The 17,187-nt window shown below is 32.3% G+C and carries 17 protein-coding genes; 7 read left to right on the top strand and 10 right to left on the bottom strand.

Features of this window, described 5'->3' with window-relative positions; genetic code table 11:
• The first annotated feature begins 2 nt into the window (after positions 1 to 2).
• From BUE22_RS19730 to BUE22_RS19710, 5 genes are read left to right on the top strand one after another with little or no spacing between them, the layout of a single operon-like run.
• Positions 3 to 1,907, top strand: coding sequence for a type II secretion system protein GspD (locus BUE22_RS19730; RefSeq protein ID WP_073397644.1), 1,905 nt, complete (start codon positions 3 to 5; stop codon positions 1,905 to 1,907).
• The gene (locus tag BUE22_RS19725) at positions 1,907 to 3,094 is read left to right on the top strand and encodes a PilN domain-containing protein (protein WP_073397642.1); all 1,188 of its coding nucleotides are present in this window, start codon (positions 1,907 to 1,909) and stop codon (positions 3,092 to 3,094) included. Before BUE22_RS19730 ends, BUE22_RS19725 begins: the two co-directional genes overlap by 1 nt.
• Positions 3,087 to 3,611, top strand: a complete 525-nt coding sequence (locus BUE22_RS19720; RefSeq protein WP_073397640.1) for a hypothetical protein — start codon at positions 3,087 to 3,089, stop codon at positions 3,609 to 3,611. The genes BUE22_RS19725 and BUE22_RS19720 overlap by 8 nt, the downstream gene beginning before the upstream one ends.
• Positions 3,595 to 4,551 (top strand): hypothetical protein, encoded by a 957-nt coding sequence (locus BUE22_RS19715; protein ID WP_073397638.1) that lies wholly within the window; start codon positions 3,595 to 3,597, stop codon positions 4,549 to 4,551. Before BUE22_RS19720 ends, BUE22_RS19715 begins: the two co-directional genes overlap by 17 nt.
• A 6-nt stretch (positions 4,552 to 4,557) precedes the next feature.
• Positions 4,558 to 5,061 (top strand): hypothetical protein, encoded by a 504-nt coding sequence (locus BUE22_RS19710; protein ID WP_073397636.1) that lies wholly within the window; start codon positions 4,558 to 4,560, stop codon positions 5,059 to 5,061.
• A gap of 31 nt (positions 5,062 to 5,092) precedes the next feature.
• Here BUE22_RS19710 and BUE22_RS19705 read toward each other — a convergent pair whose 3' ends face one another.
• The 5 genes from BUE22_RS19705 to BUE22_RS19685 all read right to left on the bottom strand — a co-directional run bounded on the left by BUE22_RS19705 (position 5,093) and on the right by BUE22_RS19685 (position 9,585).
• Positions 5,093 to 5,860, bottom strand: coding sequence for a toxin-antitoxin system YwqK family antitoxin (locus BUE22_RS19705; RefSeq protein WP_243396853.1), 768 nt, complete (start codon positions 5,858 to 5,860; stop codon positions 5,093 to 5,095).
• Positions 5,861 to 5,877: 17 nt separating this feature from the next.
• Complete coding sequence (locus tag BUE22_RS19700; protein WP_073397630.1) at positions 5,878 to 6,555, bottom strand: hypothetical protein; 678 nt, start codon at positions 6,553 to 6,555, stop codon at positions 5,878 to 5,880.
• Positions 6,556 to 6,762: 207 nt separating this feature from the next.
• On the bottom strand, positions 6,763 to 7,713 hold the full coding sequence (locus BUE22_RS19695; protein WP_073397628.1) for a lipid A deacylase LpxR family protein: 951 nt from the start codon (positions 7,711 to 7,713) through the stop codon (positions 6,763 to 6,765).
• A complete protein-coding gene (gene mtgA / locus BUE22_RS19690) occupies positions 7,700 to 8,473 on the bottom strand; it encodes a monofunctional biosynthetic peptidoglycan transglycosylase (protein ID WP_042565626.1) in 774 nt (257 codons plus the stop codon). The genes BUE22_RS19695 and mtgA overlap by 14 nt, the downstream gene beginning before the upstream one ends.
• Entirely contained in the window at positions 8,473 to 9,585 is a 1,113-nt protein-coding gene (locus BUE22_RS19685) for an NAD(P)/FAD-dependent oxidoreductase (RefSeq protein WP_073397626.1), read from the bottom strand. Before BUE22_RS19685 ends, mtgA begins: the two co-directional genes overlap by 1 nt.
• 308 nt (positions 9,586 to 9,893) lie before the next feature.
• Here BUE22_RS19685 and BUE22_RS19680 point away from each other — a divergent pair, with 308 nt between their 5' ends.
• Together BUE22_RS19680 and BUE22_RS19675 are read left to right on the top strand one after the other, a co-directional pair.
• Complete coding sequence (locus tag BUE22_RS19680; RefSeq protein WP_073397624.1) at positions 9,894 to 11,795, top strand: S9 family peptidase; 1,902 nt, start codon at positions 9,894 to 9,896, stop codon at positions 11,793 to 11,795.
• Positions 11,796 to 11,986: 191 nt separating this feature from the next.
• The gene (locus BUE22_RS19675) at positions 11,987 to 14,425 is read left to right on the top strand and encodes a hybrid sensor histidine kinase/response regulator (RefSeq protein WP_073397622.1); all 2,439 of its coding nucleotides are present in this window, start codon (positions 11,987 to 11,989) and stop codon (positions 14,423 to 14,425) included.
• On the opposite strand, the gene BUE22_RS19670 is transcribed toward BUE22_RS19675, so the two are convergent.
• The 5 genes from BUE22_RS19670 to BUE22_RS19650 form a co-directional block, all read right to left on the bottom strand.
• A complete protein-coding gene (locus tag BUE22_RS19670; RefSeq protein WP_073397620.1) occupies positions 14,422 to 15,771 on the bottom strand; it encodes a sigma-54-dependent transcriptional regulator in 1,350 nt (449 codons plus the stop codon). The genes BUE22_RS19675 and BUE22_RS19670 overlap by 4 nt on opposite strands.
• Before the next feature lie 128 nt (positions 15,772 to 15,899).
• On the bottom strand, positions 15,900 to 16,196 hold the full coding sequence (locus BUE22_RS19665) for a PepSY-like domain-containing protein (RefSeq protein ID WP_073397618.1): 297 nt from the start codon (positions 16,194 to 16,196) through the stop codon (positions 15,900 to 15,902).
• Positions 16,197 to 16,201: 5 nt separating this feature from the next.
• Entirely contained in the window at positions 16,202 to 16,501 is a 300-nt protein-coding gene (locus BUE22_RS19660; RefSeq protein WP_042565568.1) for a PepSY-like domain-containing protein, read from the bottom strand.
• 33 nt (positions 16,502 to 16,534) lie between these two features.
• The gene (locus BUE22_RS19655) at positions 16,535 to 16,825 is read right to left on the bottom strand and encodes a hypothetical protein (protein ID WP_073397616.1); all 291 of its coding nucleotides are present in this window, start codon (positions 16,823 to 16,825) and stop codon (positions 16,535 to 16,537) included.
• Positions 16,826 to 16,875: 50 nt separating this feature from the next.
• Positions 16,876 to 17,172: a hypothetical protein gene (locus BUE22_RS19650; RefSeq protein ID WP_042565566.1), complete on the bottom strand. Its 297-nt coding sequence runs from the start codon at positions 17,170 to 17,172 to the stop codon at positions 16,876 to 16,878.
• Between the last annotated feature and the right edge of the window lie 15 nt (positions 17,173 to 17,187).

Here is a 17,187-nt window from a genome sequence, read left to right as displayed (position 1 = left end):
AAATGTTTAAAAAATTAGGTTACGTAATTATTGTACTATTCTTTACCAATAGTATTGTTGCACAACAAGATATAAACGAATTGAGCAAACAGTTTGATGCCCTTTCGGCACAAAAAAAAGGACTTAATGAAACTATTAAAATAGATGTTTCAGGCTTAACACTTCATGATTTTATTTCTTCAATCGCCGAAGAACATCAGTTAAATATTGATGTCGATACCGAATTGAATCAGCCTGTATCAAATAACTTTTTTGATGTTACAGTCAAAGATGTATTTATACATCTCGTACAGAAATACGATCTTGAAGTTACTTTCATGAACAATATTATTCTATTCAAGAAAAGAAAGGCAGTAAAAGTTGTCGAGAAAAAGCTCCCAAAAGTTATTGATGTAAGCTATAATTCGCAAAATGATTTTTTATCCTTAAAATTAGAAAATGACACTTTATCAGCAGTTGCAAAAGCAATTATTGACAAATCGGGTAAAAACCTAATTTTGGCTACAGAAGTTAAAAATATCCGCGTATCATCTTACATTTTAAATCGTCCGTTTGATCAAGTAATAGAAATGATGTCAAAATCAAATGACCTTATTGCAACAAAAGATGAAAATGGTTTTTACTATATCGAAAAAAATAAAGATGGAACCCTTTCATTAAACAGTACTTCTCAAAAATCAAAACAGCCAAAAGCCAGTAGCGGAGTACCTGGTTATTATGAAGTTACTTTAAATAAAAATGGTCTTTTAAATGTAAAAGCATATATCGCAGATGCATCTGATTTATTGACAGAAGCAGCCGAAAAATTACACGTTAATTATTTTTTATATAATAAACCTGAAAACGAAAAAACAACCCTTTCTGCAGAAAATATTACTTTTGATGAGTTATTATTTCACATTTTTAAAGGAAAAAAATATACATTTAAAAGACAAGGCAACCTGTATTTAATTGGAGATGAAGGAGCAGAAGGATTACGTGCTACAGAAATACTTCAATTAGAAAACAGATCAATTGAACTTGTTTTGGCTTCACTGCCTAAAGTCTTTACAGAGAAACTGGAAATCAAAGAATTTGTAGAACTAAACGGATTAGTAGCCTCCGGATCTAAATCGATATTGGAGGAATTAAAACTATATATCAAGCAAATTGATAAAGTAGTGCCAATGGTTCAGATTGAAGTAATCATTGTACAATACAATAAATCGCACGATGTACAAACGGGAATGAAAGCCGGTCTTGATAAAATCAACAAACAGGTTACCGGCGGAACATTGTTTCCAACAACAGATGTTACCGTAAACTCAACCTCTGTTAACAGTTTAATCGATGCCTTTAATGGTTTTGGAATTTTCAAACTGGGAAAAGTCACTGAAGCTTTTTATCTTAATTTAAAATTATTAGAAAACAATTCTATAGTTAAAGTAGAATCAACTCCCAAAATCGCAACTATCAGCGGCCACGAAGCTAAATTATCTATTGGAGAAACAAGCTACTATTTTGAACAAAGTAACCGTTTGATTAATAGTAATATTGGAAACGACATCTTAAATTCAGGAACATGGAAATCTACAGATGCTAACTTAAGCCTTTCTATAAAACCGTTTGTTTCAATTGATGAAAATGTAACACTTACCATAGTAGTTGAAAAAAGTTCTTTCCTGGCAAGAGCCGGCGAAAATGCTCCTCCGGGAAAAGCAACCCAAAAATTTGAATCTCTTGTTCGTGTTAAAAATGGCGAAATGATATTATTAGGCGGTTTGGATGAATTGAAAAAAGAAGACAGCGGTTCAGGAACTCCTCTATTATCAAGAATACCTATTATAAAATGGTTTTTTAGCAGTAGAAAAAAAGGAAAAACCAACTCAAAATTGCACATTTTTATTAAACCAACAGTGGTATATTAATGATTACATTTTTATCTAAAATAATAAAACTAAACAATTTACACGTAATTGGAATCATTAAGAAAGATAATGAGGAGAGTTATCATGTTCTGACGGTTAAGAAAAAAGGAAGTAAGATTGATATTGTCAATGCCGTTTCATTTGATTCTTTCGAAAAAATTGCCCAGAATATTGACCTTAAAATCCCTGTTCTTTTGGCTATTGATGGAAAAGGAATTTTGAATAAAGAAATCAATTTCAACAACGAGAGTGATGTAACCTGGTATAAAAATATAGATTTTGAATCGATTTATTATACCAGCCTGATGGGTTCAAGCAGTAATTTTATTAGTTTCTGCAGAAAAAACATCGTACAGGAAATTACCGAAAAATTTCTCAAAAAAGGTTTTCAGGTTGCCGATATTTATGTAGGTTCTTTTTTATCAGGCTTAATGCACAATGCAATAAAAAAAGATTCTATTACGTCAAACGATATCATTTTACAATTTGAAAACGGAAAACTTGCAGGTTTCACCAAACAAAGTGACCCTGTAAAAACAGAAGAATACACTATTGGCAAAGACAGTATTTCAAGCAATTTCATGCCTCTTTATGGAATTATTGTTCACTTTTTTATTCAGCCTAAGGAAGTTTCAAAAACAAAAAATGATAGCTTAAATACAGAAGAAATTGTATACAAAAAAGCCTTTAATGTTTTAGGAATTACGATGCTCGTGGGTTTTTTAATTAGTTTATTGACAAGCTATTTCCTTATACAATACTATGGAGCAAAAAATGCAGAATTAAATCTCCAGAGTGTTTATTCGAATCAATCGTATCAATTAATACTGGATCTTGAAAAACAAAAAGAAAACAAACAACAACTTTTACAAGAGTCCGGGTTTCTGTCGGCAAAATTTCTTTCTTTTTACAGTTATGAAATAATTAAAGGAATTCCACAAGATATTTCTTTAACTAATCTGAATATCATTCCGGTAAACAAAGAAATTAAAGCCACTAAAAAAATAAGTTTTGATGCAAAAACAATCATCATTAAAGGAGAAACTTTCAACGAATCTTCATTTAATAATTGGATGGAAAAAATAAAAAAAATGGACTGGCTTAAAAATTTTGAAATTATAAGCTTTAAAAAAGACAAGAAAAATAAATCGCAGTTTGAAATAAAAATCACGATAAAAGATGTTTGAAAACTATTCCTATAAAAAGAAATTCATGGTTTTGCTTCTGGTTTTTGTTATGCTTTTAATAACAGCATATAAAAGATCTTTTCACAACTTGTTTCAGGTAATACATGAATATAAAACATTATCTGAGAAAACAAACGACATCAATAAAAAAGCTAATAATACAGAGAAACTAACAAAAGAAATTAATTATCTGGATCGTGTTATTGGCAAAGAAGGTATTACAAAAGAAATGGTACAACAAGGAATAATAAGTTTTGCCTCTACTGAAGATCCTAAAATTTCTATTAATGACTTGCAATCTTCTCATGTTTTTTCTGATGAAAATTACCGAATAATTAGTAATCAGCTTGATGTAACCGGAAACTGCAATCAATTATTAGCCTTAGGATATGGTTTTGAAAAAAAGTTTGATTATTCGAGAATTGTCAGCATGAATTTTTATACCACCAAAAAAAACAATACCTCTGAAGTTTTACATTTAAAAATGATTTTTCAAAATTATGAAAACAATAAATAAAATTATATTCGCACTTTTAGCCCTATCGATTATATCTTGTGATGATGTTTTTGAAGAAGACATTTCAAATGATACCATAGAAACGATATCCCCAAAAGATGATGCAACAATTGAAAGTAATGTAGTCAACTTTAAATGGAACGAACTTGATGGAGCAAAAAAATATCGCTTACAAGTATTAGATTTAGAAGAAACAATAGTGTTTGACTCATTAGTTAGCCAAACAAGTTTCATTTGTCCATTAGAGCCGGGATCTTACTTATGGAAAGTAAGAGGCGAAAATTTTGCTTATGAATCTGAATATTCAGAAACTTCAACTTTCTCTATAATAACTACTGAAGACCTCGCCAATCAGCAAGTTATATTATCCAGTCCAGACAATAACATTTACAAAAATACAACAAGCGTTACGCTTAAATGGCAAAAACTGGCGGCAGCAACGAGTTATAATGTAGAAGTAGTAAATACTACAACCGGTGAATCTGTTTATACCGCAGAAAGTATATCCGAAACAACTGTCGCGTTAAGCAGCACAGATTTAGAGCAGGACGCTGTTTATCAATGGAAAATAAGAGGTATAAACAGTACGAGCCAAACCACACAAGTATCTACAAGAAATTTTATGATAGATACCGTTGTTCCAAATGTACCGCAAAATAGTGTCCCGGCAACTAATGCTACCATTACAAATAACGTATCAACTGCTTTCACCTGGATTTCTCCAACCGACAGTGGAACAGTGCAGTCGCCATTGTTGTACACTATAGAATTTTCGACCACCAATACTTTTACCACCCTCCTTTTTACTACAAACAATTCAAGTACATCCTATCAATATACATTTACGGCTATTGGAGATTATTACTGGAGAATTAAAACTAGTGATTCTGCAGGTAATATCAGTGCTTATAGTAGTCCGTTTAAGGTGACAGTAATCTAAGAAAAAATGGTTAAAAAGAAAATTAATATTGTTTTAATAATTGTAGTTTTAGGACTATGGGGGTCTGTATTTTATAAAACGATCAGTCAATATTTCTTTACTAAAGAAATAGCTGCCAATACCGTATATTCAGAAAAAATACAGTTCAATCAAATCAACAAAGATACTTTTGCATTAGAAAAAGTATCGAGAGATCCTTTTCTAAACAAGCAAACGCAGGAAGCAGTCTCCTTCCCTAAAAGACAATATACAAATAACACTTCTACAGCACCAAAAAGAGCAAAACCCGCAATTCAGCCTCGCCAACTAACAGTGTGGCCGGCAATTTCGTATCATGGTTATATAAAAGATTCACGCGGAGAATTGGTCATCATTAAAATCAACCAAAAAATGTTTCGTTTAAGAAAAGATGCGCTTGCAGATGGAATTATCGTAAAAAAAATATCCAGCGATTCTTTAGAATTAGATTTCAATAAAGAAAGAAAAATAATTAAGCGTTTTAAAATTTAATTGAATCATTATCTTATTCCAGCATTTTAGACTAATCAACCATAACTTTAAAAGAAATTGTATCATTTATAACGGTCTTTTCTTTATCATTAAATTCATATTTAACTATCGCTCTTATAGTATTTATTCCTTTTTTTGTTAAAATCTCTTTTACATCAATACCTGTTTGAGAAGTTTTTTTGAATGTTCGTTTAACTTTTTTATTATCAACATCTAAATTTTCTATCTTAAAATTGCGCTTGGCATTAGGTATATTTGCTATAAAATATTGATGTTTTAAGGTATCTCCAACTTTTAAATATTGATTAATTTTTATTTTGAATTGTTCTTTATTTGCTATTTTATATTGATAAATTTCTATTAATGGCAAACCTTCGTAGCTTTTTACATTAGTTGATTCATCATATCTAATTAAAAAATCAAGTATTCCAAAATCATCATACATAAGATATTTCATGACCTTGCCACTTGGATAATTATAGGTACTTTCTTCTGTAACTTTACTATTTTTTATATAATCTATTGATTCTATATTTCCATTGTCGTAATAGTGAATGGTTTTTCCTTTAATATGCCCATTTACAAAAACACCTTCATATGTTTTGTTCCCTTTTTCATTATAGCAAATAAACTTACCCTGAAAAATAGTATCTTTATCTTTTATGATATATTCTAAGGTTGTGGTTTGTTTAGTTTTAACATCATATTTCTTTAAAATATGAACCTCCTCATTTTTAAAGAAAAATAATAATACTACCAAAACCAATATTACTACTATGAATATTAGTACCAAAATCATTTTATTCTTTTTATTCATCATTTTACTTTACGTTCTTCATTAATTAATTTACCTTTTTCATACGTAAGAACTGTTACAGAATCTGACACATGTTTTTTTTCTCCATCACTTTTACTCTCTTTAATTTCTTTTATCGCCTTTGTAGCATTTCCAGCATTATCAACAGCATTTATTCCATCGTCAATTTTATTCTCATATGTTGGTTTTCCTCCATTTGTACCTTTTCCTTTTGAAGTACTACCTTTCACGTCAAACCCCAATATAATAATAAGCGCTTCAAATGCACCGCCAAAATCAATCCATGTCACATCTCTCGATCCTTTGCGTAATGAGCCAGGGTCTTGATTGTTTCCTCCGTCAGAAAATGCATATCCTCCACTAAAAAATGATGATTTTTTATTAAAATTGTGAATAACTTCTCCGTTATAGGTAACTTGTTTAGTATCTCCATCCAATAATAATCTGTCACCATTTGCAAAAGTTTTCCCCCAAGTATGCCCTAGATTAGAATAGTGGTCAATTCTCGCATGCCCGTCAAGCCAAATTATTTCCCCTGTTTTTTTATTTCTGTACCAATCAAATGGAGTTCGTCCATAAAAATCAACCAATCTCAATAAATCGTTGTTGTAGGATGCGTATGAGGAATATTGCCCAAGATCTTCATCTTTCTTAAAATCATTAAAATTTTCAAACATTGTAAATAATGTATTATTGTAAGTTATTACTTATTTTAAATACAATAATACATATAAATTATTTACAAAGTACTGATAACCAAATTTAAAATCAGTACTTACAATAAATTCAACATTAATAACCATAAAGAAGCTTTGCGTCTCCGCAATTTTTCAAGCAAAAAACTCAGAACCTAAGAATCTCAGTCCCTTAGCAACTTAAAAAATCTACTTCAACAAATACCCCAATCGAATACTCCCGTAAAAAGATCCCGTCATATCATGACTTTCCAATTCTTTGCCATGATAAATAAAAGAGTAAGACATGTTGAAGCTATTATGACGAAATTTTAAACCAAATTCAGCATTAAATCGCCACGGAATCAATTCGAAAGTTACCGGACTTGTATTGCTAAACATGCTTCCTTCGATTGTAGCATCATAAAATTGGTAATTGATACTTGGAATAGCGTAAAAGTAAAATTCACGAACATTGTATTGTGCTTGTGAACTTACAGAAGCATCGTGCAAATTAGAATCGTAAATTGGGAGTAATTTTTTGAAACCTAGTCGGGTTAAAAATCCTGCGGAAACTCCGGTGAAAATTGTTCCCACATTTGCTTCTGTCTGAAAGTGAAGATCGGCAAATTCGTTGGGTTCATTTTTAAGCAATTTCTTCGAATACAAAGCATGCGCCTGAATGCCTAATGCATTGTGAACCTGATTTTCCCAACCAAAAACTTCTTTGTATCCAATAGTATGATGAAAAGCTTCCTGCATTTGTCTTCCAAAAGCATTTGGCCCCATATAACCCAACTGAAAATCGGTTTTTAAAACTGACTCAGATTGGTAAAAAAAGCTTCTGCCCGCTTCGGCAAAAAGATAACCGGCAAACGGACGGTTGTTACGGTTACGAGCTTCGATATTAATATACCTCGGATTATAAATATATTGACCCACACGAAACTCAGTTATTTTCTTGTTGATTTTTTCATTTTCATTTTTCGATAAAAATCGGTAAAAAAGCTCCAAACCATTTGTATAATACATGTCATTTTTAGACGATGTATATAAATCATTATCAGTAATAAAACCTATTTCTTTAGTTTTTCCTTGTCCAAAAGTCAACGTAGTAGTTAATATCAGGAATGCAAAAACAATTTTTTTACTTCCCATCATAATTTATTTTTCCTACGGCGCGCATTTCACGAACAATTCTTTCTTTACGTCTGTTTATATAACTGGAAGATCCTGTAGCCTTGAATTTTCTTGGATTTGGTAATATTGCAGCAATTCCGGCAGCCTGCATTGGCGTTAAACTCGAAGCATCGCGACGATACCAATGTTCTGTTGCGGCATAAGCTCCGTAAACACCATCACCCATTTCGATACTGTTCAGGTACACTTCCATAATGCGTTCTTTGCCCCAGATAATTTCTATTAAAACGGTAAAATAAGCTTCTAAGCCTTTACGGAAATAACTTTTTCCCTGCCATAAAAACACATTTTTGGCCGTTTGTTGTGAGATCGTACTTCCGCCACGAATTCGGCGTCCGCGTTCGTTGCTTTTATATGCTTTTTGAAGTGCCTTGAAATCGAAACCATTGTGTGATAAAAAAGTTCCGTCTTCACTTGCGATAACGGCTTTTTGCAAATTCATCGAAATTTTATCAATTGGTTCCCAATCGTGATCAAAATAAACCTCTTTTCCTCCGAGTTTATTTTCTATAGCCCTTATTAACATTAATGGCGTAAAAGGAACGGGTATATATTTAAAAAATATCACGGATCCAATTGAGAGTCCGAAAAACCATAACATCAGTTTAATAAAAAACCATTTTACTTTTTCGCCAAAAGAACGATTTCCCTTTTTCTTAGCTGTTGGTTTTGGTTTACTTGCGGTTGTTGTTTTTTTTGGTGCGGGTTTTTTAACTGCCATTATATTAAATCTGCTAATTCTGTTCCTATTAAACTTCCTATTGCAACGCCCATCCCGCCCAAACGTACTCCACAAAACACGTTTTCAGACAGTTGCGAAACAACAGGTTTTTTACTGTTTCCGATTCCCATAATACCACTCCAACGATGCGCAATTTGAAAATCCTGATTTGGTAAAATTACATTTTTAAGTAAATCTTCCAACTTATTTTGTACAATTTTGGTCTGCCCAAATTCAGTTGTGTTTTCTGCTTCAAAATCGAGGTTTCTTCCTCCGCCAAGTAAAATTCTGTCACCAATATTTCTGAAATAATAATAACCGCGATCCAAATGAAAAGTTCCTTTTATATCCAGATTTTTAATCGGCTCTGTTATTAAAACCTGTGCTCTGGCTGGTTGCACTTCTCCTTTTGTCAAAGCATTGGCAAAACCATTTGTGGCAAAAAATATTTTTTGAGATTTAAAACTAAAATCGCCAAGTGCAATTTCAACCTGATTTCCTAAATCGGCATAACCGGTTACGTTTTGTTGATTCAAAATTAGAATATCTGCAGCAACGGCTTGTTTCAGCAATTCCTGCATCATATTTCCAGTATCAATTTGGGCTTCAAACGGATTAAAAATCAAATATTCGTGAATATTTTCAAATCCAAATCGGTCGACTTCTTTGGCAAAAACATCACTCTTAAAAATGGGTTTTAAAATTTCGTTGATAAATGGCAAACGCATTACAGCTTCATTAAAAACTCTTTCATCTTCTTTTAGAAACAATTCATATCCGCCATGAGGTTTAAAATCTATTGCAGTGTCCCCAAGTCTTTTTCGAAGTAATTGCAAACCCTGCCAGCGTTTTTCAATCAATTGCACAACATCTTCTTCTGAGTGCGTGTTTAAATCTTCTAAAATTTCAGAAAGACTACCAAAACAGGCAAAACCGGCATTTTTCGTACTCGCTCCTTGTGGTAATGCTCCTTTTTCTAAAACGAGAATTTTAGCTGCCGGAAATCTTTCGCGTAAGCGTAAAGCTGCATGCAATCCTACAATTCCACTTCCAACAATTGTATAATCAACGTTGGTGAACCAATTTTTCAGTTCCCAGTAACTTAAATCCATTTTGGCAATTTTTTATAAAAATAATGATTTTTTGTACCAAAAAATAAATTTCAATTTTAAAAATTCCAAATTCCAATTATGGGAGTCAAACTCGATTTAAGGTTTATTTCTGACTATGTCAGGCTGAGCGTCCCGAGACTTCGGGAGAAGCCTTTTTTCACACTTAAGCCTTCTCCCGAAGTCTCGGGACGCTCAGGGTGTCAATAAGGTGTGCAAGATGGTAAGTTTAACATTAAATTGGAATTTGGAATTTAAAAGTTGGAATTTAAAATCCGTACTTTTAGCCCCACAAAAATTAGAATTTTATTATGAAAAAAGTATTATTTACAACCTTAATAATGATGAGTTTAAATGCTATCGGACAGAATGTAATGTCACCGGAATTGTTATGGAAGTTAGGAAGAGTCTCTGCACTTGGGCTTTCGAAAGATGAAAAAAATGTTGTTTTTAAGGTTTCAACTCCTTCTGTTGAAGAAAACAAATCGCATTCTAAATTTTACACGATTCCTGTAAATGGTGGAAATGCAACTGAAATTAAAGATACTAAAGAAGTGTTGAAAGACAAAAATATTTCGCCTGACGGAAAATTTTTAGTATATAATGAAGAAGTAAAAATTGATAAAGTTTTAGGAAAAGACTATTATCCTAACCTGACAAAATCAGATGTTCAAATTTATAATGGTTTAGATTATCGTCATTGGGATACGTGGAATGAAGGAAAATTTAACCACGTTTTTTATAAAGAAAATAAAGAAGGCGCAAAAGGTATTGACATTTTAAAAGGTGAAACTTTTGATTCTCCGCAAAAACCTTTTGGCGGTGATGAAGATTATATCTGGTCTCCTGACGGAAAAAGTATTTTGTATGTGTGCAAGAAAAAAGCAGGAACTGAATATGCTGTTTCTACAAACACGAATATTTATGAGTATAATTTAGAGACTCAAAAAACTACTAACAGAACCGAAGATAATTTGGGTTACGATACGGCTCCGCAATTTTCTCCAACAGGAAATTTAACGTGGTTACAAATGAAACGTGACGGTTACGAGGCTGACAAAAATGATATTATTGTTGAGTTTAAAGGAATCAAAACTAACTTAACAGCAAACTGGGACGGAACTGTAGATAATTTTATCTGGAGCAAAGATGGAAAAAATGTTTATTTTGTTGCTCCGGTTGATGGTACAAAACAACTTTTTGTTGTCAATTTTCCGGGTTTAACAAGAATTGCAATTCAGGTTCGTCAAATTACAAATGGTGATTTTGATGTAAATGATTTAGTAGGATTTTCTGGCGATGATATCATCGTAACAAGAAATGATATGAATCACGCTCCTGAAATTTTCTCTTATAATTTGAAGAAAAATACCTGGAAACAACTTTCAAATGTAAATACCGAAACGTATAAAACATTGGCGTTAAGCAAAACTGAAAGACGTTATGTTACAACAACTGATGGCAAAAAAATGTTGGTTTGGGTAATTTTACCTCCAAATTTTGATGCTTCAAAAAAATATCCGACTTTATTATTCTGTCAGGGCGGACCACAAAGTGCGTTGACACAATCGTATTCTTTCCGTTGGAATTTCTCTTTAATGGCGGCAAAAGGGTATATTGTTGTAGCGCCAAATCGTCGCGGAATGCCAGGTCACGGTGTTGAATGGAACGAACAAATTAGTAAAGATTGGGGCGGACAGGTTATGGATGATTACCTTTCTGCGATTGATGATGTTGCCAAAGAAAATTATGTAGACAAAAGTCGTTTAGGTTGTGTTGGTGCAAGTTATGGAGGATATTCGGTATTTTATTTAGCCGGAATTCATAACAACCGTTTTAAAACTTTTATAGCTCACGATGGCGTTTTCAATACGGTAAGTATGTTAGGAACTACTGAAGAAGTTTTCTTTAACAATTGGGATTTTGGAGGTGCATATTGGGAAAAAGACAATGCTGTGGCTCAAAAAGCTTACACTACTTTTAATCCGGCAACTTTGGTACAAAACTGGAATAAACCGATTTTAATTTTTCAGGGAGGAAAAGATTTCCGTGTACCAATTGGGCAAGGACAAGAAGCTTTTCAGGCTGCACAGCTTCGCGGAATTAAAAGCAGATTGGTTTATTTTCCAGAAGAAAACCATTGGGTTTTACAGCCACAAAATGCTCAGGTTTGGCAGGGAGAATTTTTTAAATGGCTGAGCGAAACGCTTTAATATATTAAATAGATAAAATTAGCCATCTAATTTTGCAGATTCAACTTTGTTAGTCGGCAAAAATAGATGGCTTTTTTGTAAATTCATATTACAATTATATAACATATTGATATGATTTTATACTTGAAAATCAGAAAATTTTAAATAAATTGCAATACTTTCAATTTTAAAAATACCAGCAATTACAGCCTATGGAGAGCAAAAGAAGTTACACTGCAATAAAAGTCCTCTTCAGTTATATTGCCTTATTGGGATTAGTTGTTACTGTTGGATGGTTTTTGTATTCAGAGAATGTGGTGTACAATAAACTTGAAGGCAAGATTGCTTTCGAAAAAACAAAAATTCTGAGAGTCAGCAAACTTTTTTCGAATGTTTACAAAACCGAAAGTCTCGCCAGAAAAACAATTCAGACCAATTCAGAAAGTGATTTTAAAAGTTATCTTACTGAAACAGATTCGTTACGATGCAGGATTGATACTTTAAAACAAATTGTTACTACAGAGTATCAAAAGGTTTTATTGGATAGTGTAAATTATTTACTATCTGAAAAAACAGAAAACATCAGACAATTAAAAACGATAAAAAATAAAGCTGAAGACGAAGTTTCGGTAAATACGGCGATTGACGAGATTACCAAAATGGAGTTTAAACTGCGCAAATTAGAACTTCAGGATTTTACCAAAAACCCAAATGATCTTGGTAATTATCAGCGAAATGTATTGCAGAAATATGTAGATTATCTCAATCAAAATATTCCCGATGACAGCACCAATACGTTGAGCAAACAAGCCTCGGATTCTATTTTGGCCAATTCAAAAAAACTGCTTAGTAATGTAAAACTAAAAGCAGAAAAGAAAAAAGAGTCTCTGAATTTTGAAGAAAACAAACTCTTGAAAAATGAGATTGCAATTTCGGAACAACTTCGAAAAGTGCTTCGAATTATCGAGAGAGAAATCATCATTAACTCTATTAAAAATAATTCACTAAAAGAAAAATCACTAAAAAAGGTCAATGAGATTGTTACGGCTTCGGCCATAATTGGTTTGATTTTAACGCTGTTTTTCTCGGTTTTAATTGTTAGTGATTATTCAAAATCGCAATTGTATAAAAAACAGCTTGAGATTGCGAATTTTAAAACCAAAAATCTGCTGAAAAGCCGTGAACAATTGATTTCGACAGTAAGTCACGATTTAAAAACGCCATTAAGTACAATTGTTGGCTACACGGAACTTTTAGGGAATTCTGATGTAAACTCGAAGCAATCCTATTTTGTAAAAAACATTAAAAACTCATCTGAATATATTTCGCAATTGGTTCAGGATTTATTGGATTTCTCTCAAATTGAAGCAGGAAAAATTACAATCGAAAAAGTACCGTTTTACTTACCTGAAATTGTTGAAGATGTTGCTAAAAATATCCAGACGGTTTATAAACAAAAAGATATTGAACTGATTATTAATGTTGATGAAAAGCTGAACACTAAAGTAGTGGGAGATCCTTTCCGCTTAAAACAAATTCTGACCAACATTATTGGAAATGCTTATAAATTTACGGAGGAAGGTTTTATAAAAATAAGTGCTTTTGCCGATATTGAAGATCCTTTTTTTATTATAACAATTGAAGATTCAGGAATAGGAATTGAGAAATCGAATCAGAAACTGGTTTTTGAAGAATTTGCTCAGGCGAATGAAAACATCGAAAAGAAATATGGCGGAACTGGCTTGGGTCTGGCAATTTGCCAAAAAATAATATCGATTTTAGGTGGAACTTTAAATCTTGAAAGCACTTTTGGAAAAGGAAGTACTTTTGAAATTAAACTGCCATTATTGTTTGACACCAGTGAAAATACAATACCTGAAATTAAAAAACCTATTTTTCTCAACAATAAAAAATTTACTTTTATTGTTATCGACGACGACATCAATTTATTGAATTTAACGAGCGGCGTTTTAAAACAGGAAAAACATAAAGTTCTGTCTTTTGACAGGGCAACAAAAGCATTAGAAGCTGTTTCAAACACGAATTTCGATTTTATTATTACTGATATTCAAATGCCGGAAATGGATGGCTTTACGTTTATTAAAAAATTGAGAAACTACAATTTTTCAACCTATAAAAACCAGCCGATAATTGCACTTACAGGGCGAACTGATTTGGATTTATCCGTTTACACCGAGGCAGGATTTACGACAGTAATTAAAAAACCCTATTCGCCAAAAGTATTACTACAGACTATTCAACATATTTTAGAAAACAAAGATATTCTAACTACTGAAGTTAATGAAGTGGAACCAAATTCAGCTCAATTCTATTCATTAGAAACTTTAAAAGAATTTTTAGGAAATGACGATGATGCGCTAAAAGATGTCATTGTATCATTTGTTGAAAGTACTGATGAAAATATGGTCTTTTTAGAAAAAGCAATAGCCCAACAAAATATAACAGAAATCAATACAATTGCTCACAGAATTGCTCCAATGTTCAGGCAAATTCAGGCAAATGAAATTGGAAATATTCTTAAAAACCTGGAAAGAAAAGATTTAGAAAGTGAAGGTTTAGAAAATATTCTCGAAAGCTTAAAAATCAAGACCGAAACTCTTTTCACATCTTTAAAACAAGAAATTGTTTAATCGATGTTGTATTGCTTCAATTTATTGTAAAGTGTTTTTCTGGTAATTTTAAGCAATTTTGCTGCTTCCGATTTGTTATTTTGCGCTTTTGATAAGGCATAGATAATGGCTTCTTTTTCATTTTCAGACAATGAAAAATTACCTGTATTTGAACTTTGTTTTTGAATTTGAAAAAACTCTGCAGGCAAAACATCGCTTTCTATAAAATCACCACGAGATAATAATGTGGCGCGTTTTACACAGTTTTGTAATTCGCGTAAATTTCCGGGCCAGCTGTATTTTTGAAAAATATCGACCACTTCCGGCGAAAATCCGATAATTTCTTTGTTCAGTTGTTGATTGGCTTTCTCCAAAAAATAATCGGCAAAAACCATTAGATCTTCTCCCCTGTCTGTTAATGATGGAGACTGAATTGAAAATTCGTTTATTCTATGGTATAAATCTTCACGGAAATCTCCGTTTTTAACGGCTTCGCGTAAATCTTCATTTGTTGCAGTAATGATTCGAATATCAACATTAATTTCTTTATTGCTACCAACAGGTTTGATTTTACGTTCCTGAAGCGCTCTTAAAAGCTGTATTTGATTTTCGTAGGACAGATTCCCTATTTCATCTAAAAAAAGAGTTCCTCCGTTAGCAGCCTCAAAATAGCCCATTTTATCGCTAATAGCTCCGGTGAAAGATCCTTTCAAATGCCCGAAGAATTCACTTGCGGCTAATTCCTTTGGAATTGCTCCACAATCGACTGCAATGAAATTATTATTTTTTCTATTGCTTTGCTGATGAATGCTTTTGGCAATGATTTCTTTTCCTGTTCCGCTTTCGCCGATGATTAAAACAGACATGTCTGTTGGGCTTACCAATTGAATGTGATCGAGCAATTTTTTTGAAGCAACAGAAATTCCTTTTACGAATTCATTTTCAGACGAAGTTGTTTGTTTTCTTGGTGCTTTTTTTTCTTTTGAGGGAGTTTCTTCTGTTGTTGTTTCGCTTTGCAGGGCATTTGTAATAACTAATAAAACCTCATCAGGATTAAAAGGTTTTGAGATATAATCGGCTGCACCATTTTTGATTGCTTTTACCGCTGTATTAACATCTGAATATCCGGTCATTAAAATTACAGGAATATCGGGGTAAGAATCTTTAAATTCTTTCATAAGTCCAATACCGTCAGAATCAGGCAAACGAAGATCTGTCAAAATCAAATCGAAAGATTCTTTTTTGATCGCTAATCGTGCTTCTTCTGCTGAGAATGCAATAGTTACATCATATGCTTTTTTTAATAGAAATCGTTCTAATAATTTGCAAAATGAAATGTCATCTTCTATTAATAATATCTTTGGCATCTGTTTTTAGGGACTTTTCTGCTAAAATAACACTATTAAACTTGTATTTTCATAAAATTTTGCAAAAAAAAAGAGATTGTTTCCCAACAATCTCTTTTTCACCAAAAACATAAATCTAATTCACCTAATTATATTTTTAACCAGTTACCATTGACATCTGAAAAAACAGTAGCCTTTTGGTCTTTTACCGATATTTCTAGTTTGTATTCTTTTTTATCGTTTACATATGCTTTTACCAATTTCGCTCCCGGATAAGCAGTTTCCAAGGCTGTTTTAACAGCCGTAGGAACCGCATCGGCACTGATTTCTGTATATTCGGCTTGTATAGCAACTTCACTTTTCACTATTTCAGATTGTAAAGTTGTGGTTGCGTAAATAGATAAACTTGCTAAAACGATCGCTACTGAAAGGACAATCTTTTTCATGATAATTATTTTTTAATGATGTTTCCTTCAGCATCTGCAAATACAGTATACTTTTGATCTCCTTTTGAGATTTCAAGTTTATATTCTTTCTTTTCGTTTACATACGCTTTTTCAAGTTTTGTTCCCGGAAAAGATTTTTCAACCGTAGACTTTACTGCGGCAGGCACAGCATCAGCACTAACTTCAGTAAATTCATCCTGAATAGTTACTGATTGATTCATTGAATTTGTTATTAACGGAACGGTAGCTGCATTTACAGTTAAACTTCCTAAAACGATTGCTGTGGATAATAGTAACTTTTTCATAGTGATTGTTGTTTGGGTTGATGTTAATTTATATTATTTTTTAAGGATTGTTCCTTTTTCGTCTGTATAAACAATAGACTTAACATCTCTAACGCTAATTTCGATTTTATACTCTTTTTTTGCGTTTACGTATGCTTTTTCAAGCTTTACGCCTGGATAAGCATTATCCAAAGATGTTTTAACTGCTGCCGGAACAGCGTCGATTTCTTTATATTCGTCTTGAAAATTTACTGTTTTAATATTTGAATTTAAAACGACATTATTTCCTGCTTGCATCGACAATGTTCCCAGAACAATTGCCGCTGATAATATTAACTTTTTCATAATAATAGTTTTTTAGTGTAATTTATAACCTAAGTCGTTGGTTAGTCGACTTATTTTTTAATCCAAGATCCGTCTGCATTAGCATAAAGAGAACCTACTTTGTCTCCCACAGTGACATCTAATTTGTACTCAGATTTTGTGTTTTTATATGCTTTCGAAAGCACTGCATCCGGATAAGCTTTTTTCAGAGCTTCTGTTATAGGAGCTGGCACTTCTTCAAGTTTGATTTCAGTGTAATCATCCTGAATAGAAATTGTTTTTACGATTGTATTTGAAATTGGAGAAGTTGAAGCAAATGATGTTAAACCTCCCAAAACGATTGCAGCTGATAAAAATAAATTTTTCATAATAATATATTTTAA

The sequence above is a fragment of the Flavobacterium pectinovorum genome (assembly GCF_900142715.1).
GTDB classification, from domain to species: Bacteria; Bacteroidota; Bacteroidia; order Flavobacteriales; family Flavobacteriaceae; genus Flavobacterium; species Flavobacterium pectinovorum.
The sequence above is the reverse complement of the archived record's forward strand: the minus strand, read 5'-3'. Positions and strand labels throughout refer to the sequence as shown.